Raw genomic sequence first — 24353 nt, forward strand, 5'->3', positions numbered from 1 at the left:
AGTCGTCTTTTCATATCGGTGTTTTCGGGGATCTCGTCTCAGACGCCGATCGCCTCGGTCAGCACGTCTTCATGCGATGCGGTTCGATAGTCATGGCTCGCCACCAGTTTCCCCTGACGAAAGACATGCAGTCGGTCGGCCAGTTCGTAGACCTCGGGCAGATAGGACGAGATCAGGATGATGCCTGCACCCTGCTTCAGGAGTTCTGCGAAGAGGCGATAGATCTCCGCCTTGGTGCCGACGTCGACGCCGACGGTCGGCTCATCAAAGATGAAGAGGCGCGCGCCATGGCTCAGCCACTTGCCGATTACGATCTTCTGCTGGTTACCGCCGGACATGGCAGAGGCCAGCACGGCACGGGTCGGCGTCTTGATCTTCAGATCGTTGATCTGCTTGTCGGCGTTTCCGGCTTCGAGCTTCGGGCTGATGGTGAGGCCTCTGCTCAAGCGTCCGAAAACCGGCAGGTTGATGTTGAGGCCGATCGGCAGGTTGAGGCAAAGGCCCTGGTCGCGGCGGCTTTCGGGGGCGAGCGCAATGCCGAGATCCATCGCCTTGCGTTCGGTGTCGATGATCACCTTCTTGCCGTCCCAGAAGACTTCGCCTGCTGTCAGTTTGTGACGGCCGTAGAGGCCGAGCGCAAATTCGCTCCGACCGGCACCGATCAGGCCATAGAGGCCGACGATTTCGCCCGAGCGGACCGAGAGCGAGACATCCGAGAAGCCCGGGCCTGAGAGCCCCTTCGCTTCGAGGATGGTGGCGCCGATCGGCAGCTTTTCCTTGTGGTAGATCTGCTCGATCGAACGGTTGATCATCAGTGAGATAAGTTCGGCGTCGTTGGTCTCGCCGATCAGGCGGGTGCCGACATGGGTGCCGTCGCGCAGGACCGAGACGCGGTCGGCGAGCTCGAAGACCTCTTCCATGCGGTGGCTGATATAGACGATGGTCACGCCTTCCGATTGCAGGCGGCGGATGAGGCGGAAGAGCTGGGCGGATTCCTGACGGGTCAGGTAGGCCGTCGGCTCATCGAAGATCAGGAAGCGGATGCCGCGCATCGCGGCGCGGGCGGTGGCGACCAGCTGCTGCTGGCCGATCGTCAGGTTGCCGAGGATTTCGCCGGCGGGCAGGTTGAAGCCGAGGTCGTCGAGCACGTTCTGCGCGGCTGTTGTCATGGCGCGCTGGCGCATGATGCCGCCCGAGGACATCTCGTCACCGAGGAACATGTTGGCCGCGACTGTCAGATGCGCGCAAAGGACGACTTCCTGGTGCACCGCATTGATGCCGCGCTGGATTGCCTCGTTCGGGGTAGCGAGCGCCACGGGCTTTCCGCACCAGCGGATCTCGCCCGAAGTGCGCGGAATGACGCCGGTCAGGAGCTTGATGAGGGTAGATTTGCCGGCGCCGTTTTCGCCGACGATGGCGTAAATCTCTCCGGCGAGGAAACTCACGGTCGCGGGCTTAAGGGCCTCGACGGCACCATACTTCTTCTGCAGGCCGATGAGCTCGAGGATCGGCGTTCCCGGCGGGATGCGATCGGTCTCCAGCAGTTCCGGCGCGTCATCGTGCCGGTGGCTCACATCGTGCAGCGAAGTCATATCATTCCTCCCGTAAATCAGTGGAAGCGGCCGACGCCTCCCGCGTCTGCTGTTTCCGGTTCGGCACGCGCGACGAGCGCCGCGCGTGCCGAAGTCTCGATCAGTTGACCTTCGGGTTCAGAAGGGCGTCGATCTTCGGGTCGGCCATATTGGCCTGGGTGACGAGGTTGGCACCGGTATCGACGAAGGTTTCGACCTTCTCGCCCTTGGAGACGGCGAGTGCCGTCTTCACGCCGTCATAGCCCATGCGATAGGGATCCTGGACGACGAGGCCGGCGAGCACGCCTTCTTTCAGGAAGCCGACGGTCTTTTCATCCGAGTCGAAGCCGATGACCTTGATCTTGTCGCCGAGCTTGTTTTCGGCGATCGCCTGGCCGACGCCCTGCGCCATGATCAGGTTCGAGGCGAAGACGCCAACGATGTTCGGGTTGGCGGTGATCAGGTCGGTCATCATGTTGAGGCCGGTCGTGGCCTGACCATCAGCAAACCGGTCAACCACCACGGTGATGCCCGGATACTTGGTCTTCATCTGGTCGAGGAAGCCTTCACGGCGCTGGTCGAGCGAACCGACGCCCGGCAGGCTGGTGATGATGGCGACTTCGCCTTCTTCCTTGCCGGTCGCGGCCTTGATGGCGGCTGCCAGGCCGTCAGCTGCAATGCGGCCACCCTGGACGTTGTCGGTGGTCAAGAACGATGTGAAGGCCTGGGAATCCGCACCAGAGTCGATGCCGATGATCGGAACCGCCTTGGCGGCTTCATCGATCGGCTTGCCGAGGGCCTTGAACTCGGTCGGCGAGATGACGACTGCGGCCGGGCTTCCAGCGACCGCGTTTTCCAGGATGCTAATCTGACCGTTGATGTCGGATTCCGACTGAGCGCCGAGTTCAGGCACGTTGACGCCGAGGTCCTTGCCGGCCTGACGGGCGCCGGCGAGCACGATCTGCCAGTAGAAGGACGTGGTGTCCTTGACGATGATCGGAATGGTCACGTCCTGTGCAAAGGAAGCGGCCGGCATCATTGAGGTCATCATTGCAGCGCCTGCAATACCCATCAGGGCGCGGCGAGTCATGCTCTTCAGAATGGTCATTTGGGTTCTCCTCTCAACGCGTCCTGTTCCTCCGGTGAGATCGATCCGCAGAACGCAACCAGATCGATCTTTTATCGATAAAAAACATTTTATCGAGCACGCTACTCCAGCATTCTGGAGAATGCAAGCGGGCAAAAATGAGCTCCTCCAAACTCGATTTTGCCTTGAAATCCAGGGCTTCCGGGGTCTCCTCAGACCCGATGAACCTCTTCCGGATATACGACACCCTTCTTCAGGATGACGTTGCCGTAGATCCGCAATTCCGTCGTCGCGACGATGTACGCTGCTGTCTGTGCGCGCTGATAGAAGGCGAAGCGCTCAAGGCTTTCCAGCTGGACGTCGCCGGCCAGTCTCGTGATCACCGACTGGAATTCGGCGCAGATTTCCGGAACCGCATGCGGATCGCCGACGACCTGCATGCGCCAGGCCGAATCGTCCACGAACTGATCGAGCGGCATATGGGCGAGGATCGCTTCGAGGATCTCGACGGCACCGACGCCGTCTGCCCGGATCACCGGTGGACCCATGGTCGAGGCCGGGAAATTGCCATCGGCGATGACGATCTCGTCGCCATGACCCATAGTCGCAATGGCGTGCAGCAGGTCAGGTCCCAGCAGAGGATGGATGCCCTTCAGCATAGTGCGCTCCCTATTCCCGCACCGGCGCGTCGCCGAGCGGCGGTGCGACCAGCGTATGCGCTTCAAAGGGAGCAAAGGCGGAAGCCGGCAGTTCCTCTGATGTCAGCGCCATGTTGCGATGAAGGCTTTCCGGCTTTGCCGTGCCGATGATGACAGAGGCAACGGCCGGATGGTGCAGCGGGAACTGCATTGCAAACTGGGCGAGCGGCTTGCCGGCCTGTTTCGCCAGGTCTTCCATCGCGCGCACCTTGCCAAGTACCCCATCCGTCGCGGGGGTGTAGTCGAAATGCGCGCCCGGAACGGCGCCTGTCGCCAGAATGCCCGAATTGAACACGCCGCCGGCGGTGATCGAGGTGCCACGCTTTTCGCAGAGCGGCAGCAGTTCCTCGACGGCGGAGCGATCGAGCAGCGAATAGCGCCCGGCCATCAGGATGACGTCGATATCGATGTCCGCCATCATCTCCAGGCAGGCGGGTACCTCGTTGACGCCGAGACCGAAGGCCTTGATGGCGCCAGAGGATTTGAGTTCGTCGAGCGCCTTGTAACCGCCATCACGGAGCTGCTTCACATAGCGATCGTTGGCCTCGCGGCCATGTGTGTAAACGCCGATATCGTGGACATAGAGAATGTCGATGCGGTTGAGGCCGAGGCGGGCATAGCTGAAATCGACCGAACGCATGATGCCGTCATAGCTGTAGTCGTAGACCAGCTTGAAGGGGAGCGGATCGACGAAGCCGACATTCGGGATCTGATCCTTTGGTACTGGTGCTAGCAGACGTCCAACCTTGGTCGAGAGCACATAGCTGTCTTCCGGCTTGTCGCGCAGGAAGTCGCCGACATAACGCTCGGCCTGGCCAAAGCCGTAATGCGGCGCCGTATCGAAATAGCGGATGCCGTGATCCCAGGCCGCCTGCAGCGTGGCGATGCCGACATCACGCGGGCAGGGGCGGTAGAGGCCACCAAGCGGGGCCGTGCCGAAGGAGTATTCGGTCACTTCGAGGGCGGTCTTGCCGATGCGTCTCGTCTTCATGCTGATATCCGGATCCCAGTTGTCGAGGTCAGAGCGTGGCACCGAGGTGCCACGGCACGAATTCGTTGTCGCCGTAGCCGAAGAGCTCGCTCTTGGTCTTCTGGCCCGAGGCGGTCTCGATGATCAGGTCGAAGATGTCGCGACCCAGACCCGAGACGCTGGCGTCTCCCGTGGCAATCACCCCGCAGTCGATATCCATGTCCTCTTCCATCGACTTGTAGAGTGCGGTGTTGCTCGTCAGCTTGATGGAGGGCACGGGCCGTGAGCCGAAGCAGGAGCCGCGGCCCGTCGTGAAGGCAATGACGTTGGCGCCGCCTGCCACCTGGCCGGTCGCCGAGACAGGATCGTAGCCGGGCGTGTCCATGAAAACGAGGCCGTGCTCGGTGACGCGTTCCGCGTAATTGTAAACGGCGGTCAGCGGCGAGCGTCCGCCCTTGGCGACCGCACCGAGCGACTTTTCGAGAATGGTGGTGAGGCCGCCCTTCTTGTTGCCGGGCGAGGGATTGTTGTCGAGGGAGGCGCCGTGCTGGGCGACATAAGCCTCCCACCAGGAGATCAGCCCGTCGAGCTTGACTGCGACCTCTTCGTTCACGGCGCGGCTGCGCAGCAGGTGTTCGGCGCCATAAATCTCCGAGGTTTCGGAGAGGATCGCCGTGCCGCCGGCGCCGGCCAGAATGTCGACAGCGACGCCGAGTGCCGGATTTGCGGTAATGCCGGAAAGGCCATCCGAGCCGCCGCATTGCAGGCCGACGATGATCTCGCTGACGGAGATCGGTTCGCGGCGCATTATGCCGACTTCAGCTGCGATCTCTTTCAGAATCGAAAGGGCGTTCTCGACCGCGCGGCGCGAGCCGCCAGCGTCCTGGATGTTGAAGTGACGCTTGGAGGCGCCGGCGCCGCTCTGGCCATAGAGGGTGAGCTGGTTCACCTCGCAGCCGAGACCAACCATCAGCACGCCGCCGAAATTCACATGCCTCGTGTAGCCGGCTATTGTTCTGTGCAGCGTGCGCATGCCGTCGCCGGTCGAGCTCATGCCGCAGCCCTGATCATGGACGATCGGCACGAAGCCGTCGATGCCCTCGTAATGCGGCAGGATAGTGCGGTTCGCGGCATCCGCGATCGCCCGACAGACGGTGGTGGAACAGTTCACGCTGGCGATGATGCCGATATAGTTGCGGGTGGCAGCGCGTCCGTCGGCGCGGCGATAGCCCATGAAGGTGCGGCCCTTGTCGGCAGCCGTCGCCGTTTCGGGCTGGGCGAGGCCGCTGACCGAGAGGCGATCTTCATCGAAGGCGAGATTGTGGGAATGGACGTGGTCGCCGGCTGCAATGTCCGTGGTCGCGCGGCCGATCGCCTGGGCATATTTGACGACAGGCTCGCCTTTGTGGATGGCACGGACCGCCACCTTGTGGCCAGGATCAATTTTCGCCGCTGCCGGCGCGCCGCCCGGCAGGACATGCCCGGCGTCGATTGCAACAGTGGTCACGGCAACATTGTCGTCCTGCGACAGCAGGATACAGGCTGGTTTCGACACCCGATGTTTCTCCCATGCGTCCGGCGATACCGGATCCTGTGTTTTGTCTTTTATCGGCAATAGACAGTTTCTCGTCAATGGGTATGATATCGATAAAGAACAATTTGCTCCAGCTCGGAGCGGGAGGAACACAAACCCTTGTCGAAGGAGAGGAAGGCCGCCGCAATCGGTGGTTTTCATTGCGCGGGTTCGCATCTTGCGCCAAGAGGCAAAAGACCGAAGCGCCAGATAACATCAACCAGGCAGATCCATGGCCAAGCAGAACACCGTCTTCAAGGATGCTTACAACCGCACGCTGAAGCTGATCGAGGAAACGGATACGTTGCCCTCGGAGCCGGAGCTCGGCGGTCTGTTAAGCGTCAGCCGGACCACAGTGCGGGCCGTTCTGACGCGTCTCGGCGAGGTCGGGCTGGTGGCCTGGGACAAGCGGTCGAAGACGGTGTTGCGGCGGCCGGTCGAGAACGACTATTTCCCCGACGAGGAAACCAACTCGCTCTCGGAGATCATCGAGCGAAGCTTCATGCGCCGGATCCTGGCAGGGGGCGCACAGCCGGGCATGCAGATCAACGAGCTGGAACTGGCCCGCGAGATCGGCATTGGAACGACCAGCGTGCGGGAATTTCTAATCCGCTTCAGCCGGTTCGGGCTGATCGAGAAACGACCGAACAGCCATTGGGTGCTAAAGGGCTTTACCCGTGAGTTTGCGCTCGAACTCACCGAAGTCCGCGAGATGTTCGAACTGCGCTCTGCGGCTGCTTTCGTCCATCTGGCGGCGGATCATCCGGCCTGGGCGGAGTTGAAGGCCGTCGAGGCACAGCATCATGCGTTGTTGGCCGATATCGACAACCGCTACATGGAGTTTTCGGAGCTGGACGAGCGTTTCCACCTGCTCGTCCAGAAGGCCTCGAGCAACCGCTTCATCATCGATTTCTACGACATCATCGCGATCGTCTTCCACTACCACTACCAGTGGAACAAGACGAATGCGCGGGCGCGCAACCAGCGAGCGCTGGAAGAGCATCTCGACTACATCAGCGCGCTCTTTTCCCGCGATCCGGCGGCGATCCAGAAGGCCTGCCGGCAGCACCTGAAATCGGCGCGCGAAACATTGCTGCAATCCATCCAGGAGCCTGCCTGAGCCATGACGACGCCCATCCTGCAATTCGGCACGAGCCGATTTCTCCAGGCGCATGCCGATCTCTTCGTCAGCGAAGCCATGGAGGCGGATAAGGCGCTTGGGCCGATCACCGTGGTGCAGACGTCGGGTGATCCCACCCGAGCCGGACGGATCGGGGCGCTGTCTGCGCCGGATGGCTTTCCGGTGATCATCCGGGGGCTGGAGGAGGGGCAGCCTGTCGAGCGAGAGCTCAGGGTACGATCCGTGACGCGGTCGCTCTCGACGTCCAGTGACTGGGCCGAGGTGAGGCGTGTGTTCATGGAGGAGGCGAGGGTCGTGCTGAGCAATACCGGAGACAAGGGGTACGCCCTCGTCGAGGGGGACAGTGTCGACGGGGTTCCGCGCTCCTTTCCGATGAAGCTACTGGCGCTCCTTCACGCGCGCTTTCGCGGCGGCGCGATGCCGTTGACGATATTGCCCTGCGAGTTGATCTCGCGAAATGGCGAGGTGCTGCGGGACCTGATCGTCGATCTTGCGAGCCGCCATGTTCCCGACGCGACCTTCGTGTCCTGGCTTTCGGAGCGGGTCATCTGGGGCAACACGCTGGTCGATCGCATCGTGTCCGAACCGATCGAGCCGGCGGGGGCGATCGCGGAGCCGTATGCGATCTGGGCGATCGAACGCCAGGCAGGGCTGACGCTGCCCTGCGAGCATCCCTGCATCAGGCTCGTTGACGACCTGACGCCTTATGAGCGGCTGAAGCTGCATATCCTCAACCTTGGCCATACTGTGTTGGCCGATCGCTGGCTGAAGGACGGTCGCCCCGGCGGGGAATGCGTGAAAGATATGCTTGCCGACGCCGCGATCCGGTCGGAACTCGAGTTGATCTACCGGGAAGAGGTTGTCCCTGGTTTTCGCCGGCATGGTCTTGGCGACGAGGCCGATGCCTATGTCGCGACCACGCTCGAGCGTTTTCTCAATCCCTATCTGGACCACAGATTGTGCGATATCGCTGGCAACCACGCAGAAAAGATCGTCCGCCGCATCATCGGTTTCAAGGACTGGTGCCCTGACGTCGCCATGCCGAAGCTTTCGGCGATTGCCGCTCGATAACGGGATGGCTGCTCAGGTCGGCGGCGCCCCTTTCGAGCGCATGCGACGACGGAAGGCGGTCGGCTTTTCGACAAAACGCTGGCTGAAGGCCTCGTAGAAGCGAGAGACCGATCCGAAGCCGCTTTCGAAGGCGACGTCGGTGATCGAGAGGTCGGTCGAGATCAGCAGGGACTGTGCGGTGTCGAGGCGGTGGCGCACGATCGCCTGGTTGATCGTGTGGCCCACGGCGCGCTTGAAGATCGACATTGCGTAGTTCGGGTGAAGGCCCACCGCATTGCCCACGTCATCTGCGGAGATGTTTTCGAGCGCATGTTCGGCGATGAAGCGCAGCATGCGCTCGATGTGTTCGACGCGCTCGCTGTCATTGGCGCTGAAGCTGGCAATCGCCGAGCCTTCTTCGCGCAGATCCCGCCAGCCGTCGCGCTCGATCCTGAGAACGCGTGCCGTCAATTCGTTTCGCACGATTTCGGTCAGGTTCTCGTCGCCGGCCAGAAGTTCCTCGCGCCAGCGCTGAAAGATATCACGGTCCCAGGAACGGATCTCGAGCGCTTCAATCATCGCGCCGCGAAACACGGCATCGCGGAAACGGCTCAGATTGGCGAGGCCGAGGAAGACGGACATCGGCACGTAAAGGCAGACGAAGCGTGTGCCTTCCTGTCTGTCGATCACTTGATGCGGGATCATGCCCCAGAAGAGGCAAAGGCGACCCTCGTCCACCGTCAATTCACGGCCATCGAACCAGTAGGTCATGTGGCCCGATAGAACGAAGTTGAGCTCGATCTGGCTGTGCATGTGCGGGCCTGCCATCCGCTGGACCGTCAGATTTTCGCCAGCACAAAACCGGTGATCGCCGAAGATGACGAGCGGGTGTCGCGGGTCATGATCCGGATGGACCGGGACGGACTCGTCCTCCAGAAGCGGCTTCACATGTTCCAAATCTTAGGATCCCGGAAAAGTTCGGTGAAAACTCGGTAGATTATTACGGGTTTGAATCGGATGATCAAGCAGAGCTGAGAAATCCGCTCCGGTGGGATCCGGGGCTAGAGCTCCGGAAATGCCAAGCATAACGGTCATAGGGAGGAAAACATGACCTTTTTCAAAAGCCTGAGCGCGATCGCTCTGGGTGCAGTCCTGCTGTCGTCCACCGCGTTTGCCGGTGAAATCACCCTCAACTCGAACCATTCCGACCCGGCGCCGAAAAAGGCGATCGAGGATCTGATCGCGGATTTCCAGGCGGCCAATCCCGACATCACGGTCAAGTGGAACAATTTCGACCACGAGGGCTACAAGTCCGCGATCCGCAACTTCCTGACCGCCGACGCGCCTGACGTCGTTTCCTGGTTCGCCGGCAACCGCATGGAGCCCTTCGTCAAGGCGGGTCTCTTCGAAGACGTGACCGACGTATGGGAAGCCAATGGCCTCAACGACCAGCTGAAGTCCGCTGCACCTTCGATGACCATCGACGGCAAGAAGTGGGGCGTTCCCTATACCTATTACCAGTGGGGTATCTATTACCGTAAGGATATCTTCGCCGAGCAGGGTATCGAGCCGCCGAAGACCTGGGCCGAGTTCCTGGCGGCCAGCGAAAAGCTGAAGTCGGCCGGCATCACCCCGATCACCATCGGCACCAAGGCACTCTGGCCGACGGGCGGCTGGTTCGACTATCTGAACCTGCGCGTCAATGGCTACGAATTCCACATGGAGCTGACCTCGGGCAAGGTTCCCTACACCGACCCGCGTGTGAAGGCCGTGTTCGAAAAGTGGGGCGAACTGGTCAAGGCCGGCTACTTCAATGAAAACCATGCCGCGATCGACTGGCAGGATGCAATCCCGCAGATGGTCCAGGGCAAGGCTGCAATGTATCTGATGGGCAACTTCGCCGTTGCCACGATGAAGGACGGTGGTCTGACCGAAGACCAGATCGGCTTCATGCAGTTCCCGGAAATTACGGCTGGAATTCCGATGTCGGAAGAGGCGCCGACCGACACCTTCCACATCCCGTCGGGTGCGAAGAACAAGGAAGATGCGAAGAAGTTCCTCGCCTTCGTTGCTTCGCCGGCTGCGCAGTCGAAGATGAATGCCACGCTTGGCCAGCTGCCGGTGAACAACCAGTCGGAAAAGCCGGCTGATCCGTTCCTGCAGGCCGGTTTCGAGATGCTGTCCAACGCCTATGCGCTGGCGCAGTTCTACGATCGTGACGCCGATGCCGAAATGGCAAAGGCCGGCATGGAAGGCTTCCAGGAATTCATGGTCAAGCCTGAGCGTCTGGACGCCATACTGGAGCGCCTCGAAAAGGTTCGCGCCCGCGTCTACAAGTAAGCCATAGAGCTCCCTGCGCCGGGTGCTGTGGGTCTCCCTGGGCCCATGGCATCCGGTTGCCGTTCCCATTCCTCAGAGGTGCCGCCATGAGCAACACCGTTTCCCCGGCTTCCGGTTTCTGGAAGCGCAATCAGCAGACGCTCGCGCCGCTTCTTTTCCTCGCGCCCGGCATGCTGATGTTCGTGATCTATGTTCTGGTCCCGATCTTTCAGTCGATCTGGATCAGCTTCCACGACTGGGACGGCCTGGGCGCAATGACATGGATCGGCGTGGGCAATTACGTCGAATTGCTCGATGATGATTCCTTCTACGTCTCGCTCGAAAACAATCTCATCTGGCTGGTTCTCTATCTTCTTGCGATCCCGGCGGGTCTGGCGGTCGCGCTGTTCCTCAACCAGACGGTCACCGGCATTCGGCTCTACAAGTCGCTCTTCTTCTTCCCCTTCGTGATCAGCCAGGTGGTTGTCGGCCTGATGTTCACCTGGTTCTACGCGCCCGACTTCGGTCTGTTCTCCAAGCTCTTGGAAATGGTCACCGGCGAACAATTCGCCGTGCTCGCCGACGAGCGCTTCGTGACCTATGGTATCATCGTCGCCGGTCTCTGGCCGCAGACGGCCTACTGCATGATCCTCTACCTGACGGGTCTCAACAACATCAATCCAGAGCAGGTCGAAGCTGCCCGCATGGATGGCGCCAAGGGCCTGAAACTGCTGTGGTACGTCATCCTGCCGCAACTCGCACCGGCAACCTTCATCGCCATGGTTGTGACCGTCATCGGCTCGCTGCGCTCCTTCGACCTCGTCTCCATCATGACCGCTGGCGGTCCCTACGGATCGAGCCAGGTGCTGTCCTACTTCATGTATGAGCAGGCTCTGTCCGAATACGGCTTCCGCATGGGTTACGGGGCTTCGATCGCGGTCGTGCTGTTCCTTATCATGATGGTCTTCATCTCGCTCTTCATCGTCCGCATGCTCGCCCAGGAAAGGAACGCCTGATGTTCCCCACTCCGATCCAGAAGGCCTCGCCCTTCGCGCAGACGGCCTATAAGATCCTGCTGCCGGTGGCGCTCGTCCTCTGGCTGTTGCCCTTGATCGGCGTTGCGATCACCTCGGTTCGTCCGGCCGGCGACTTGGCTGCCGGCAACTACTTTGGCATTCCTTCCGGCTTTGCCGGTTTCGAGAACTATTCGGCCGTCTTCAACAACTCGCCGATCGGCTACTACATCCTGAATTCGTTCAAGGTGACGATCCCGACGGTGATCGGCGCGGTGGCGCTCTCCTGCCTCACCGGCTTTGCGCTGGCGGTCTATAAGTTCAAGGGCAATCTCGTCCTGTTCTTCATGTTCGTCGCCGGCAACTTCATCCCGTTCCAGATCCTGATGGTTCCGGTCCGCGACATGACGCTCAGGGCCGGTCTCTACGACACGACCATGGGTCTCGTGCTCTTCCATGTCGCCTTCCAGACCGGCTTCTGCACGCTGTTCATGCGCAATTTCATCAAGGGCTTGCCCTTTGCGCTGATCGAATCGGCGCGGGTCGAGGGTGTCTCCGAATGGCGGATTTTCCGCTACATCGTGCTGCCACTGATGCGTCCGGCGATCGCTGCCTTGTCCGTTCTGATCTTCACCTTCGTCTGGAACGACTACTTCTGGGCAACCGTGCTCGTGCAGGGCCAGCATGCCATGCCGGTGACAGCAGGTCTCTATTCGCTGAACGGCCAGTGGGTTGCCGCCTGGCATCTCGTCTCTGCCGGTTCGATCGTGGCAGCGCTGCCGCCGGTCGCCATGTTCTTCCTCATGCAGCGCCACTTCATCGCCGGCCTCACACTCGGAGCGACCAAGGGATGAGTGAAATCGTCATCATCGATTCAGGCCAGCTGGCGCTGAGCCTCCGCCTGCCGGCGCTTGGCATGCCGGAGATCCTGTCCTTCGGCTCGGAACCTGTCGAAGCCGATCCCTTGTTCGACATCGAGCGCTCCAGCCGGGTCAATGGCATGGATGTGGCGGTGCCCTCGAACGTGCTCCTGCCGACGGGCGGCATGGGCTTCTTCGGCTGGCCGGCGATTGCAGGTCACCGCGGCGGGCGTGATTTCGTGGCCCAATTCGGCCAGTGGGAATTCTTCCGCGACGGGCATCACACCATCCTCGCAGGCATCGACTCTGTAGCGAAGCTCGCACTGTCGATCACCCTGACAGCCCATCCTTCCGGCCTCATTTCGATGGCGACGAAGCTGACCAATCGCGGCGAGACGGACTATCAGCTCGACCGCTGCATGGCCGGCACCTTCCTGGCGCCTGCGGGTGATGTGCAGGTGATGAGCTTCACCGGCATCTGGGGGCGCGAGTTCCAGACGCGGCGGGAGCTTCTCGGTAATGGCGCCTGGATCCAGGAAAACCGTCGCGGTCGCACCTCGCATGATCGCTTCCCGATGCTGTTCATCGAAAGCGAGGCCCAAATCTTCGGCGTGACACTCGGTTTCAGTGGCAACCACCAGATGGTGATCGACCGGACTGATGACGGACGGCGCCTCGTGCATCTCGGTGAGCTGTTCGAGTCGGGCGAAATCATCCTCGGACCGGGCGAGAGCTATGAAAGCCCGATTGCCTATGCAGGCGCCGACACGGAAGACTTCCATGCCTTCGTGCGCGAAGAACTTACCACCTGGCCAGGCGGTAAGATGACTCCGCGCCCGGTGACGCTGAACACCTGGGAAGGCAACTACTTCGACCACCGGATGGACAGCCTGAAGGCGCAAGCGACCGCGGCAGCCGAACTTGGCATCGAGCGATTCGTGCTCGACGACGGCTGGTTCGGCAAGCGCGACAACGACACCACGAGCCTCGGCGACTGGGATATAGATGCGCGCAAATATCCCGATGGCCTGAAGCCGCTGGTCGATCATGTCACCGGGCTCGGCATGCAGTTCGGCATCTGGTTCGAGCCTGAGATGGTGAACCCGGTTTCGGAGCTCTACAAGGCGCATCCCGACTGGGCGCTGACGATCGAGGGCCGTCCGGTCCTCGAATCGCGCACCCAGCTGGTGCTGGATCTGACGCGTCCCGAAGTCTCCGACTATCTCTTCGGCAAGATCGACGCGGTGCTGTCCAACCATGCCGTCTCCTACATCAAGTGGGACATGAACCGAGATCTGACGCATGCGGCCGGTCGCGACGGCAAGGCGAAGACTGCCGCCCAGACGCGTGCCGTCTATGCGCTGATGGACCGCATCCGTGCCGCTCATCCCAATGTCGAAATCGAAAGCTGCGCTTCCGGTGGCGGACGTATCGATTACGGCGCCTTGAAGCGCACCCATCGCGTCTGGACGTCCGATTGCACGGATGCGCTGGAACGGCTGGAAATCCAGCGCGGCGCTTCGGTCTTCGTGCCGCCGGAAATTCTCGGCAGCCATATCTCGGCCTCGCCGAACCATCAGACAGGTCGTCGCCACACGCTTGCCTTCCGGGCGCTCGTGGCCATCGCCTATCATCTCGGGGTGGAGCTCAACCCGCTCGAACTCACCGATGAGGAGCGCGACGAACTCAAGGTCTATATCGAGACCTACAAGCGGCTGCGCGATCTCTTCCATGCACCGGGCGCCAGCTTCCGCATGGAGCCGCTCGACGGTCGCTATGTCTGGGGTGCCGCTTCCGCCGAGAAGATCGTGCTCATCGTTGCCCAGGGTCCGCAGATGGTGGGCGAACAGCCAGCACCTCTGCGTCTGCCCGATGAGGTCACCCAGTTCGGTGGCCAGTGGCGGATCAAGACCGTGCTGCCGGCAGAACCGCAATTCATCCGTATCTCCGAGGGCCAGAAAGCGCTGCTTTCCGGTGCCGTCACCTTCGCGCTTTCCAGTGCCGGACTTGCCGGCCTGCCGCTGCCGATGCTGACGCCCGAAAGCGCGCTTCTCCTCGAACTCGAACCGATCAAGGGAGGCAAGACCCATGGCTGATGTAAGCCTGCGTGGCGTCAAGAAACAGTTCGGCGCGCTCAGCGTCATCAAGGGTGTGGATCTCGACGTCAAGGACGGTGAGTTCTGCGTCTTCGTCGGCCCCTCCGGCTGCGGCAAGTCCACGCTTCTGCGCATGATTGCGGGCCTGGAAGACATTACCGCAGGTGCTCTGTCGATCGCTGGCCAGGACATGACCAGCATCGGCCCGTCCGAGCGCGGTGTTGCCATGGTTTTCCAGTCCTATGCGCTTTACCCGCACATGACGGTCGAGGAAAACATTGGTTTCGGCCTGAAGATGACAGGACATCCGAAGACCGAAATCGCGGAACGCACCGCCGTTGCCGCGAAGATGCTGCAGCTCGAGCCGCTTTTGCAGCGCAAGCCTGGCCAGCTTTCGGGCGGTCAGCGCCAGCGCGTGGCGATCGGCCGCGCCATCGTCCGCAATCCGGAAGTCTTCCTGTTCGACGAACCGCTGTCGAACCTCGATGCGGCGCTGCGCGTCCAGATGCGCACGGAGCTTTCCAAGCTGCATCAGGACCTCAAGGCGACGATGATCTACGTGACGCATGACCAGGTCGAGGCCATGACCATGGCCGACAAGATCGTCGTGCTCTCGGCCGGCCAGATCGAGCAGGTTGGTTCGCCGCTCGAGCTTTACCATCGCCCGAACAATCTCTTCGTTGCCGGCTTCATCGGCTCGCCGAAGATGAATTTCCTCAAGGTTCAGGCTTCGACCGCCGATGGTGCTGCCGTGGTGCGTCTGCCTGGCGCCGACATCTCGATCCCGACGCATGGTGCGAGCGTTCCGGCCGGAGAGCTGACCTTCGGCCTGCGTCCCGAGCATATCGACGCGACCGGCAAGGGCGATGTCGTGATCGAAGCGACCGTTAAGCTCGCCGAATATCTGGGTTCGGAGACGCTGTTCTTCGTCACACTCGCCGATGGTTCGGAGCTTTCAGTGAAGGCCGACGGCCTGGCCAGCGAGAAGCCCGGCCAGACGCTGCGCCTCGGCATCAATGCCAAGGCCTGCCATCTGTTCGACAAGGACGGCAAGGCCGTCATCAATGGGGATCTGACACGATAATGCTGGGCGTCTGCTACTATCCGGAACACTGGGACGAAAGCCGGTGGCGAACCGACGCGCGCCGGATGCGCGAACTCGGCATTTCCTTCGTGCGTATCGGTGAATTCGCCTGGTCTCGTCTTGAGCCCTCGCGCGGCAATTTCACCTTCGAATGGCTCGACCGGGCGATCGATGTGCTGCATGAAGCGGGCCTCAAGGTCGTTCTCGGCACGCCGACCGCGACCCCGCCCAAGTGGCTTGTGGACGAATGCCCTGACATCATCCCCTATGACGAACAGGGCCGCCCGCGCGGTTTCGGGTCGCGTCGCCATTACACCTTCTCGTCGGAGACCTGGTGGAAGGAAAGCGCCCGGATCGTCGAGATCGTCGCCAAGCGCTACGGGACCCATCCCGGCATCGTCGGCTGGCAGACCGATAACGAATATGGCTGTCACGATACGACGGTTTCCTGGGGTCCTGAAGATCTGAAGAGCTTCAAGCGCTGGCTGCGCCTGCGCTACCAGTCGACCGATCAGCTCAACGAAGCCTGGGGTTCGGTCTTCTGGTCGATGGAGCTGACCAGTTTCGACGACGTCGCCCTGCCGAACCTGACGGTGACCGAGCCGAACCCGGCGACGCGTCTCGATTTCTGGCGCTTCCATTCGGACCAGGTCGCGGCTTACGACAAGATGCAGTGCGAGATCATCCGCAAGCATTCGCCGGATCGCTGGATCACGCATAACTTCATGGGTTTCGTTTCCGATTTCGACCACTTCAAGGTCGGCGACAATCTCGATCTTGCCTCCTGGGACAGTTATCCGATCGGCTTCGTCGAGAAGTTCCCCTTTACCGAAGAAGAGCGCAATCGCTGGGCCGAAACCTCGCATCCCGATATCGCGCCCTATCACCACGATCTCTACCGCGCCGTCGGCAAAGGGCGCTTCTGGGTGATGGAGCAGCAGCCGGGGCCGGTGAACTGGGCGCCGTGGAACCCCGTGCCGAAGCCCGGCATGGTGCGTCTGTGGACCTGGGAGGCGCTCGCGCATGGCGCTGATGTCGTCAGCTATTTCCGTTGGCGCCAGGCACCGTTTGCGCAGGAACAGATGCATGCGGGCCTGAACCTGCCTGGCCTCGACGAATGGTCGCCGGGCGGCCGCGAAGCCATGCAGGTCTCGGAGGAGCTGGCCGCCCTCGGCGCGCTTCCCGAGACCAGCCAGGCACCCGTCGCGCTCGTCTTCGACTATCAGAGCTACTGGTCGACGATGATCCAGCCGCAGGGCAAGGATTTCCGCTACGAGGAACTCTGCTTCCGCTGGTATGAGGCCCTTCGCCATCTCGGTCTCAACGTCGATTTCGTCCGTCCGGGTGCCTCGCTTGAGGGCTATCCGCTGGTCGTGGTGCCCTGCATGACGGAAGTGACCGAAGCGGCACGGGCCGAGCTCGAAAAGGCTGGGGGTGTCGTCGTGATCGGCGCCCGCACGGGTTCGCGCGACCGCAATTTCCGCATTCCGGAAAACCTGCCGCCGGGTCCGCTCGGGAGCCTGACGGGCAATCGCGTCACTCAGGTTTCCTCCATGCGGCCGGGGCTCTCGGATGGCGTTTCCGGTGCGGTTACGGGTCATGCGATCCGTTGGCGCGAATATGTGGAGACCTCGACCTCGGTGCTGGCGACCTTCGACAATGGCGATCCGGCTCTCACCGAGAAGGGCAATGTGCTCTATCTCGCCTGCTGGGCTGATGCCGGCCTGCTGGCCGAGGTGCTGGAACTGGCAAGCAAGAAGGCCGGTGTTGCGACGCTGCGCGTGCCGGACTTCATCCGTATCCGTCGCCGTGGTGATCTGGTCTTTGCCTTTAACTACGGAACGGAAGACTGGACGCTGCCTGCAGGTGCCGAGCCGGTGCTCGGCGAGCGCGTGCTGAAACCGCAGGCGGTCGCCGCCTGGCGGTCTTGATCTCAGAGTTCTAAAGGGCCGGCATCATGTCGGCCCTTCGTTTTCGACAAGGCCATTCTCCGGAACCCATCTACGGATCGCCGGTTTGAACCCTCGAACCTATACGAGGAGACAGACGATGGCTGATTATCCGACACCCCCATTTTCGCAAAAGAAAGTCCCTATGCCGGGCCGTACCTCGGATATGGACCCGAGGCCGGACCACGGCGAGGAAAGCTACAAGGGGTCGGGCAAGCTCGAAGGGCTGAAGGCGATCATCACCGGCGGCGACAGCGGCATCGGTCGGGCGGTGGCAATCGCCTATGCGCGCGAAGGCGCCGATGTGCTGATCTCCTATATCGAGGAGGACGAGGACGCACAGGATACCGCCCGTTGGGTGGAAAAGGCGGGGCGCAAGGCCGTGCTGGTCCGAGGGGATATCCAAAACGCTGATCATTGCAGAGAGATTGTCGACACAGCGGTTCGTGAACTCGGCGGCGTCGATATTCTTGTCAACAATGCCGCCCATCAGGCCAGCTTCGATGACATCACGGAGATCCCGGACGAGGAGTGGGAACTCACCTTTCGGGTCAACATCCATGCGATGTTCTACCTGACCAAGGCGGCCGTGCCGCATATGAAAAATGGCGGTTCGATCATCAACACGGCGTCGATCAACTCGGATAGCCCCAGCCCGCACCTTCTCGCCTATGCGACCACTAAGGGCGCGATCCAGAATTTTACGGCCGGTCTTGCGCAGATGCTGGCGGAAAAGAACATCCGGGCCAATGCCGTGGCACCCGGCCCGATCTGGACGCCGCTCATCCCCTCGACCATGCCGGAAGAGAAGTTCAAGAACTTCGGCAAACAGGTGCCGATGAAGCGGCCTGGGCAACCGGCGGAATTGCAAACGGCCTATGTGATGCTGGCAGACCCGCTGTCGAGTTACGTGTCCGGCGCGACGATCGCTGTCACAGGTGGGAAGCCTATAATCTAAGTCGGCCTTGCCTTTGGCGCGCGGCGTGGCAAGTTGCGCGCCATGAACAAAGTGATCCTGATCGTTCTCGACGGGCTGCGTTACGATGCGGCCCGTACCTGTCTCGGCTACATGGAAGGTCTCGTGGCTGTGGGCCGCGCCGATGTGCGCAAGCTGACCTGCGAGCTGCCGGCCATGTCACGTCCCCTCTATGAGACGCTGATGACTGGGCGGAAGCCCGTGGACCACGGTGTCGTCAGCAATGGCGTCGTGCGCCGCTCGATAGGGGATAATCTCTTCGCGCGAGTTCGCGCACAGGGTGGAGTGACGGCTGCGGCGGCCTATCACTGGGTGTCGGAGCTCTATGTCTCCTGCCCGTTCGACCGGTATCGCGATCGCATTCTGGTCGATGGCACTGGAGATATTACACACGGCCTGTTCTACTGGGACGACGCTTATCCAGACAGCCATCTCTTCGCCGATGCCGAATGGCTGATCCGCGCCAAGGCACCGGACTTTCTCCTGCTCCATCCGATGAATGTCGACGATGCCGGCCACAAGCATGGGGGTGACAGCGTCGGGTACCGAAATGCAGCGCGCCTGCAGGGGGATTTGCTTGCACGGCATCTGCCTGATTGGGTTGAGGCCGGTTACTCGGTGATCGTCACCGCCGATCACGGCATGGGTGACGACGGCAATCATGCAGGTCCGACCCCAGAGGAGACCGAAGTGCCCTTCTACACGGTCGGATTCCGGATTGGTCCCGATGCCCCGATAAAGCAGACCGAGATTGCCGGCCTTGTCTGCCGGCTTATGGACATCGATCCTGGCGCGATGCCGTCTTTCGACGGCGCCATCGAACGCCCCTGAGACAATCTGTGCCTGATCCGGTCTGGCTGCCTGCCGTATTGGGTAGCACAGACCTGCAGGAGTTTTCAGATGACCGACTTTTCCGGAATGACGTCCCTCAATCCCGGCTACCGCGCGCTCGTGCTTGGGGCAAGTGGCGGTATCGGTGGCGCCTTTGCCGCTGCGATCAAGGCCGATCCGAATTGTGGCAGTGTGATCGAACTGTCGCGCAGCGTTGACGGGTTCGACATCACGGATGATGCGGCCGTCGGCGCTGCGGCCGCGCGGCTTTCGGAAGCGGGCTTCAAGTTCGACCTGATTCTCTGCGCAACGGGTGCGCTCGTGATCAACGGCAATGGTCCGGAGAAGACGATCAAGGCGATCCAGGGTGACGTCATGGCTGCGCAATTCGCGCTCAACGCGATCGGCCCGGCCCTGGCGCTCAAACACTTCGCGCCGCTTCTCTCCAATGAAGGCAAGAGCGTTTTTGCGACGCTTTCGGCACGGGTCGGCTCGATCGGCGACAACAAGCTTGGCGGCTGGATCTCCTACCGCTCCGCAAAATCGGCGCTGAACCAGATCACCCGGACCTCGGCGATTGAAATCGCTCGTCTTCGACCGAAGAGCGTTGTGGTGGCGCTGCATCCGGGTTCCGTCGATACCGGCTTTTCCGGCGGTTTCTCCAAGACGCATGACAAGATCCTGCCGGCAGACAGTGTCGCCATGATGCTCTCGGTCCTTGATGGGCTGGAGCCGGCACAGACCGGTGGCTTCTTCGCCTATGACGGCCAGCCGATCGAATGGTGAAAGCATCGCGCATCCATCTCGTTCTCGGCGATCAGCTCAGTCACTCGCTGTCAGCGCTTGCCGATGCCGATCCTGAAACCTCGCTCGTGTTGATGGCGGAAGTCATGAGCGAGGCGACTTATGTGAAGCATCACAAGAAGAAGATTGCCTTTCTGTTTTCCGCCATGCGGCACTTTGCCGAGGAGTTGAGAGAAAAGGGTCTCGCCGTCCGTTATGTCACTCTGGACGATCCTCAGAACACGCAGAGCCTGAAAGGCGAACTTGCCCGCACTCTTGCCGACACCGGCGCAGCCTCCGTCGTCGTGACGGAATGCGGGGAGTGGCGTCTGGCGGACGAGATGCGCGGATGGGAAGCCGCCCTCGGCGTGCCGGTCGAGATCCGTCAGGATGACCGCTTCCTTTGTTCGATCGAGAATTTTCGGGAATGGCGCAAAGGCCGCAAGCAGCTGCGCATGGAGTATTTCTATCGCGACATGCGCAGGCGTCACCGGGTGCTGCTGGAGGGCGAGGAGCCTGTCGGCGGCAAGTGGAATTTCGATGCCGAGAACCGCAAGCCACCGGCGGAGGGGTTGAAGGGACCAAAGCGGATCAGCCACCGAAAGGATACGATCACGAAGTCCGTTCTGGACTTGGTCGAAGAGCGCTTCACCGGCCACATGGGCTCGCTCGCCAGCTTTCATTTTGCATTGACTGCTGCCCAGGCGGAGATGGAGCTTCAGCAGTTCATCGACGAGATCCTGCCCACTTTCGGCGACTATCAGGACGCGATGGTGAAGGGCGAGCCTTATCTCTACCACTCGCTGATCTCATCCTACGTCAATGCCGGCCTTCTCATGCCGATTGACGTCATCCGGCGAGCGGAAGCGGCGTGGTTCGAGGGGCGGGCGCCGCTCAATGCCGTCGAGGGCTTTATCCGGCAGATCCTCGGTTGGCGCGAATATGTGCGCGGTATCTACTGGACCGAGATGCCCGACTATGCCGGCCTCAATCATCTTGTTGCGTCGCGTCCCCTGCCGCAGATGTACTGGACGGCGAAGACCGACATGGCCTGCATGCGGGGTGCGGTCGGCGACACGATCGAACACGCCTATTCGCATCATATCCAGCGGCTGATGGTGACTGGCAACTTTGCCATGCTGGCCGGGATCGATCCGGTGCAAGTCTGCGACTGGTATCTTGCCGTCTATTCCGATGCCTATGAGTGGGTTGAACTGCCGAACACACTCGGCATGGCGCTTTATGGCGATGGCGGGATCATGGCGAGCAAGCCCTATGCGGCGAGCGGCAAATACATCGACCGGATGAGCAATTTCTGCGGCGGCTGTCGCTACGATCCAAAGCTGACGACGGGATCGAAGGCCTGTCCGTTCAATGCGCTTTACTGGGATTTCCTCGACCGCAACACAGAGAAGCTCGCGCGCAATCCGCGGCTTTCCAACATGTATGCGACCTGGCGGCGCATGGATCCCTTCAAGCAGGACGCCATCCGCAAGCACGCCACTGAGGTGCTGGACAGACTCGATAGCCTCTGAACGGCTTCGAGAGCCTCAGATTGCCGGGCTTGGCTCTTCCTTCAGAAGGCCACTGGTGCGCAGGAGTGAGGTGAAGCGGCCACCGAGCGCGCTCAGCTGGTCGTAATTGCCCATCTCGATCACCTGGCCATGGTCGAGGAAGACGACAAGGTCGGCTTCGCGAATGGTCGAGAGGCGGTGGGCGATGATGAAGGTGGTGCGGTTCTTTCTGAGCCGGTCGATTGCCTGTTTGACGCGGGCTTCCGTTTCGACGTCAAGCGCGCTGGTGGCTTCGTCGAGCACGAGGATCGGCGCGTTCTTGAGGATCGCACGAGCGATGGCAATGCGCTGGCGTTCGCCGCCGGACAGGCGGTTGCCGCGCTCGCCGACATGCGTGTCGTAGCCGATCATGCGGCTTTCAATGAAGTCTGTAGCGGCGGCTGCTTCGGCCGCCTGGATGATTTCCTCCTCGGTCGCGTCCTCGCGACCAAGGCGGATATTCTCCTTGATCGAACGGTTCAGCAGGCCTGCATCCTGGAAAACAGTCGCGATCGAGTGGCGCAGCGACTTCCTGGTCACCTTGGCGATGTCCTGGCCGTCGATCAGGATCTGACCCGACTGGGGATCATAGACGCGCTGCAGGAGGTTTATGAGCGTGGTCTTGCCGGCGCCCGTTGGACCGACGATGGCAACCGTCTGGCCTGCGCGGGCATGGAAGGAAATATCGCGCACGCCCTGGGTGGTGGAGGCGAAATCGAAGGAAACGTTGCGGAACTCCACATCGCCGTGAACCGGCTCGAGGTCGGCCGAACCTGCGCGCTCCTCGCGTTCCTGCACGGCGTCCTCAAGCTTGTAAAAGTCTTCGAGTTTAGATCGCGCTTCGAAGATCTGGTTCACGAAGGCGATCATCTGATCGAGACGGGAGATCAAGAGGGTGGCAAAGCCTGTGAAGGCGATGATGTCGCCGACCGTCAATTCGCCTCGCTGAACCAGCAGTGTGCCGATTACGAGGATGACGAGCATGGAGAGTGTCGAAGCGATGCGGTTCAGGGCGCCTGCCAGCGCCCACCAGTCGAGGACCGGATACTGAGCGGAGAGCAGCTTGGTCGTGTATTCTTTCAGCGCGCGCGTCTCCGCCTCGATGCGGTTGTAGCTGTGCAGGACCGAGACGTTGCTGATCGAGTCGCTCACATGGGAAAAGACCGTGTGATAGTGGCTCTCCACCGAGGCCTGGCCTTCCTTGGTCCTGTTCATCACTGTCTTGCCGATGATGACATAGAGGACAGCGAGGATGATCAGGACCGATGTGAGCCGCACGTCCATCGAAAAGGCGGTCGGGATCAACAAGGCCAATGCAACGGCTGTCGCCAGGTGGGTTCGCATGAATTCCAGCCATAGCCCGAACAGCGTCTCACCCGCGCGCAACAGCGTATGCAGGGCATTCGAGGTGCCGCGCGTGTGGTGCCAGCTGAGCGGCATGGAAATGATCTTGCCGAATGATTCGGTCAGCAGATCCGCGCGGCGGCCATGGGCCAGTCGATCGGCCTGGCGCGCGACAAGCACATAGGCGACCGTGTTGAATACGCCGAAGCAGCCCCAGGCGATCAGGATTCCCGTGGCGTCCCGCTTTTCCGAGATCGCATCAATGATGCGACCGAAAAGAATGGGCTCGAGGATCGTAATGACAGCGAGAACGACGTTCGCAGCGACGACGAGTGAAACTCGTAACTTGTAACTTGCAAGGTATTTCAGGGCCTGGAAATAAACTTGTAGCAGGGACAACTGGGTTCACCTTTGCCTGATGTCGCGAAACTCGCCGAATTTTCCGCTCGCGCAGTCCGCCAGCCAGAAAGGATGCCTAATGCGACAGCCATGCCGCCGCAAGATCCCACCCATGCCAGACAGCGCTTCGTGGTCGGGCGAAGCTAGAATTCCGCACGCCGCCATAGGTTTCCAATAACCCATTTTGACGGTAAACGTTCAAATTGCTTCGCGTGGCCGAAAAAGCCGTCGCTCGTGGCTTTTTAATGGTAATTTTAGTAGCGCATTTTGGAGAGACTTTGTGAATATCAACCAATTGCTGCATTTCCTTGTCATCGTCGATGAATGCCGATCGGCAGCCGAGGTTGTTTCGGAGCTGGAGAAACTGGTTCGAGGCTATGGCTTCGAGTATTACGGGGTTGTTCGCCAGCCGAAGCCGGACGAGAACCCGATGAACCTCGTCCTGACCGGCCACTGGCCCGAGGGTTGGCCGCAGCTCTATATCGCTAAGAAATACGTTCTGATCGATCCGACGATCCGCTATCTCGGACAGGCCCATGCCGGGTTCCGCTGGCGCGACGCGCTGCACGCTTTCCGTGCCGATCCGCATCGCAAGCGGATGGAGCGCATGCTTGGAGACAGCCTGCGTTTCGGCCTGGCAGATGGCTACATCTTCCCCGTTCATGGGCGAACAGGTCTGTTGGGCAATATGACGGTCGGGGGACGTCCGGTCGATCTTTCGCCAACTGAGATCGCGCTTTTCGATGCGGTGGCGAAGAAGGCCTACTGGCGTCTGCTCGAGTTCAAGCATGCGAACGAGACAGAGGCTGCCAAGCCGATTGATACGCGGATGACGCGCCGCGAAATGGAAGTGTTGAACTATCTGGCAGATGGGTTGACGTCCAACGAGATCAGCAAGATCCTGAAGATCTCCAACCATACGGTCGACTGGTACATGAACGGTATTCAGGACAAACTGAATGCGAAAAATCGCCAGCATGTCGTGGCTTTGTCGTTCCGTCTCGGCCTGGTGACCTGAGAAGGGACGGAATCTTCTCGAGGTCGGCCAAGGCAAAT

Annotated in this window: 20 protein-coding genes; 13 read left to right on the forward strand and 7 right to left on the reverse strand. The window is 61.0% G+C overall.

Going from position 1 to position 24353, the window contains the following annotated elements; translation table 11 throughout:
• Window positions 1-38: 38 nt before the first annotated feature.
• The 5 genes from SJY08_RS19885 to SJY08_RS19905 form a co-directional block, all read right to left on the reverse strand.
• Complete coding sequence (locus tag SJY08_RS19885; RefSeq protein WP_377277779.1) at window positions 39-1592, reverse strand: sugar ABC transporter ATP-binding protein; 1554 nt, start codon at window positions 1590-1592, stop codon at window positions 39-41.
• Between the two features lie 100 nt (window positions 1593-1692).
• On the reverse strand, window positions 1693-2679 hold the full coding sequence (locus SJY08_RS19890) for an ABC transporter substrate-binding protein (protein WP_054150308.1): 987 nt from the start codon (window positions 2677-2679) through the stop codon (window positions 1693-1695).
• A 191-nt stretch (window positions 2680-2870) separates the two neighbouring features.
• Window positions 2871-3317, reverse strand: coding sequence for an RbsD/FucU family protein (locus tag SJY08_RS19895; RefSeq protein WP_069042828.1), 447 nt, complete (start codon window positions 3315-3317; stop codon window positions 2871-2873).
• 10 nt (window positions 3318-3327) lie between these two features.
• Window positions 3328-4347: an aldo/keto reductase gene (locus SJY08_RS19900; RefSeq protein WP_377277782.1), complete on the reverse strand. Its 1020-nt coding sequence runs from the start codon at window positions 4345-4347 to the stop codon at window positions 3328-3330.
• A gap of 28 nt (window positions 4348-4375) precedes the next feature.
• Window positions 4376-5881, reverse strand: coding sequence for a UxaA family hydrolase (locus SJY08_RS19905; RefSeq protein WP_069042829.1), 1506 nt, complete (start codon window positions 5879-5881; stop codon window positions 4376-4378).
• 250 nt (window positions 5882-6131) lie between these two features.
• Between SJY08_RS19905 and SJY08_RS19910 the strand changes: the two genes are divergently transcribed.
• A complete protein-coding gene (locus SJY08_RS19910) occupies window positions 6132-7019 on the forward strand; it encodes a GntR family transcriptional regulator (RefSeq protein ID WP_153763238.1) in 888 nt (295 codons plus the stop codon).
• Between the two features lie 3 nt (window positions 7020-7022).
• A complete protein-coding gene (locus tag SJY08_RS19915) occupies window positions 7023-8111 on the forward strand; it encodes a mannitol dehydrogenase family protein (protein ID WP_377277784.1) in 1089 nt (362 codons plus the stop codon).
• A gap of 12 nt (window positions 8112-8123) precedes the next feature.
• Here SJY08_RS19915 and SJY08_RS19920 read toward each other — a convergent pair whose 3' ends face one another.
• Entirely contained in the window at window positions 8124-9047 is a 924-nt protein-coding gene (locus SJY08_RS19920) for a helix-turn-helix domain-containing protein (protein ID WP_054150314.1), read from the reverse strand.
• Window positions 9048-9197: 150 nt separating this feature from the next.
• On the opposite strand from SJY08_RS19920, the gene SJY08_RS19925 reads away from it, so the two are divergent.
• From SJY08_RS19925 to SJY08_RS19970, 10 genes are all read left to right on the forward strand, one after another.
• Window positions 9198-10430, forward strand: coding sequence for an ABC transporter substrate-binding protein (locus SJY08_RS19925; RefSeq protein WP_377277787.1), 1233 nt, complete (start codon window positions 9198-9200; stop codon window positions 10428-10430).
• Between the two features lie 86 nt (window positions 10431-10516).
• Complete coding sequence (locus SJY08_RS19930; RefSeq protein ID WP_054150316.1) at window positions 10517-11425, forward strand: carbohydrate ABC transporter permease; 909 nt, start codon at window positions 10517-10519, stop codon at window positions 11423-11425.
• Window positions 11425-12276 carry a carbohydrate ABC transporter permease gene (locus SJY08_RS19935; protein ID WP_054150317.1) on the forward strand — a complete coding sequence of 284 codons (852 nt, stop codon included), beginning with the start codon at window positions 11425-11427 and terminating at the stop codon, window positions 12274-12276. Before SJY08_RS19930 ends, SJY08_RS19935 begins: the two co-directional genes overlap by 1 nt.
• On the forward strand, window positions 12273-14378 hold the full coding sequence (locus SJY08_RS19940; protein WP_377277790.1) for an alpha-galactosidase: 2106 nt from the start codon (window positions 12273-12275) through the stop codon (window positions 14376-14378). The genes SJY08_RS19935 and SJY08_RS19940 overlap by 4 nt, the downstream gene beginning before the upstream one ends.
• On the forward strand, window positions 14371-15462 hold the full coding sequence (locus SJY08_RS19945; protein ID WP_054150319.1) for an ABC transporter ATP-binding protein: 1092 nt from the start codon (window positions 14371-14373) through the stop codon (window positions 15460-15462). Before SJY08_RS19940 ends, SJY08_RS19945 begins: the two co-directional genes overlap by 8 nt.
• Window positions 15462-17393 (forward strand): beta-galactosidase, encoded by a 1932-nt coding sequence (locus SJY08_RS19950; protein WP_377277792.1) that lies wholly within the window; start codon window positions 15462-15464, stop codon window positions 17391-17393. Before SJY08_RS19945 ends, SJY08_RS19950 begins: the two co-directional genes overlap by 1 nt.
• Before the next feature lie 118 nt (window positions 17394-17511).
• A complete protein-coding gene (locus SJY08_RS19955) occupies window positions 17512-18369 on the forward strand; it encodes an SDR family oxidoreductase (RefSeq protein ID WP_377277794.1) in 858 nt (285 codons plus the stop codon).
• A gap of 42 nt (window positions 18370-18411) precedes the next feature.
• Entirely contained in the window at window positions 18412-19218 is an 807-nt protein-coding gene (locus SJY08_RS19960) for an alkaline phosphatase family protein (protein ID WP_377277796.1), read from the forward strand.
• A gap of 69 nt (window positions 19219-19287) precedes the next feature.
• Complete coding sequence (locus tag SJY08_RS19965) at window positions 19288-20004, forward strand: SDR family oxidoreductase (RefSeq protein ID WP_377277798.1); 717 nt, start codon at window positions 19288-19290, stop codon at window positions 20002-20004.
• A complete protein-coding gene (locus SJY08_RS19970; protein WP_377277800.1) occupies window positions 19998-21536 on the forward strand; it encodes a cryptochrome/photolyase family protein in 1539 nt (512 codons plus the stop codon). Before SJY08_RS19965 ends, SJY08_RS19970 begins: the two co-directional genes overlap by 7 nt.
• A 15-nt stretch (window positions 21537-21551) precedes the next feature.
• Here the strand turns inward: SJY08_RS19970 and SJY08_RS19975 are convergent, their stop codons facing one another.
• The gene (locus SJY08_RS19975; RefSeq protein WP_377277802.1) at window positions 21552-23297 is read right to left on the reverse strand and encodes a glucan ABC transporter ATP-binding protein/ permease; all 1746 of its coding nucleotides are present in this window, start codon (window positions 23295-23297) and stop codon (window positions 21552-21554) included.
• 280 nt (window positions 23298-23577) lie between these two features.
• Here SJY08_RS19975 and SJY08_RS19980 point away from each other — a divergent pair, with 280 nt between their 5' ends.
• Window positions 23578-24315, forward strand: coding sequence for a LuxR family transcriptional regulator (locus SJY08_RS19980; protein ID WP_054150325.1), 738 nt, complete (start codon window positions 23578-23580; stop codon window positions 24313-24315).
• Window positions 24316-24353: the final 38 nt, after the last annotated feature.

It is taken from the genome of Rhizobium sp. R86522 (assembly GCF_042466255.1).
GTDB lineage: Bacteria > Pseudomonadota > Alphaproteobacteria > Rhizobiales > Rhizobiaceae > Allorhizobium.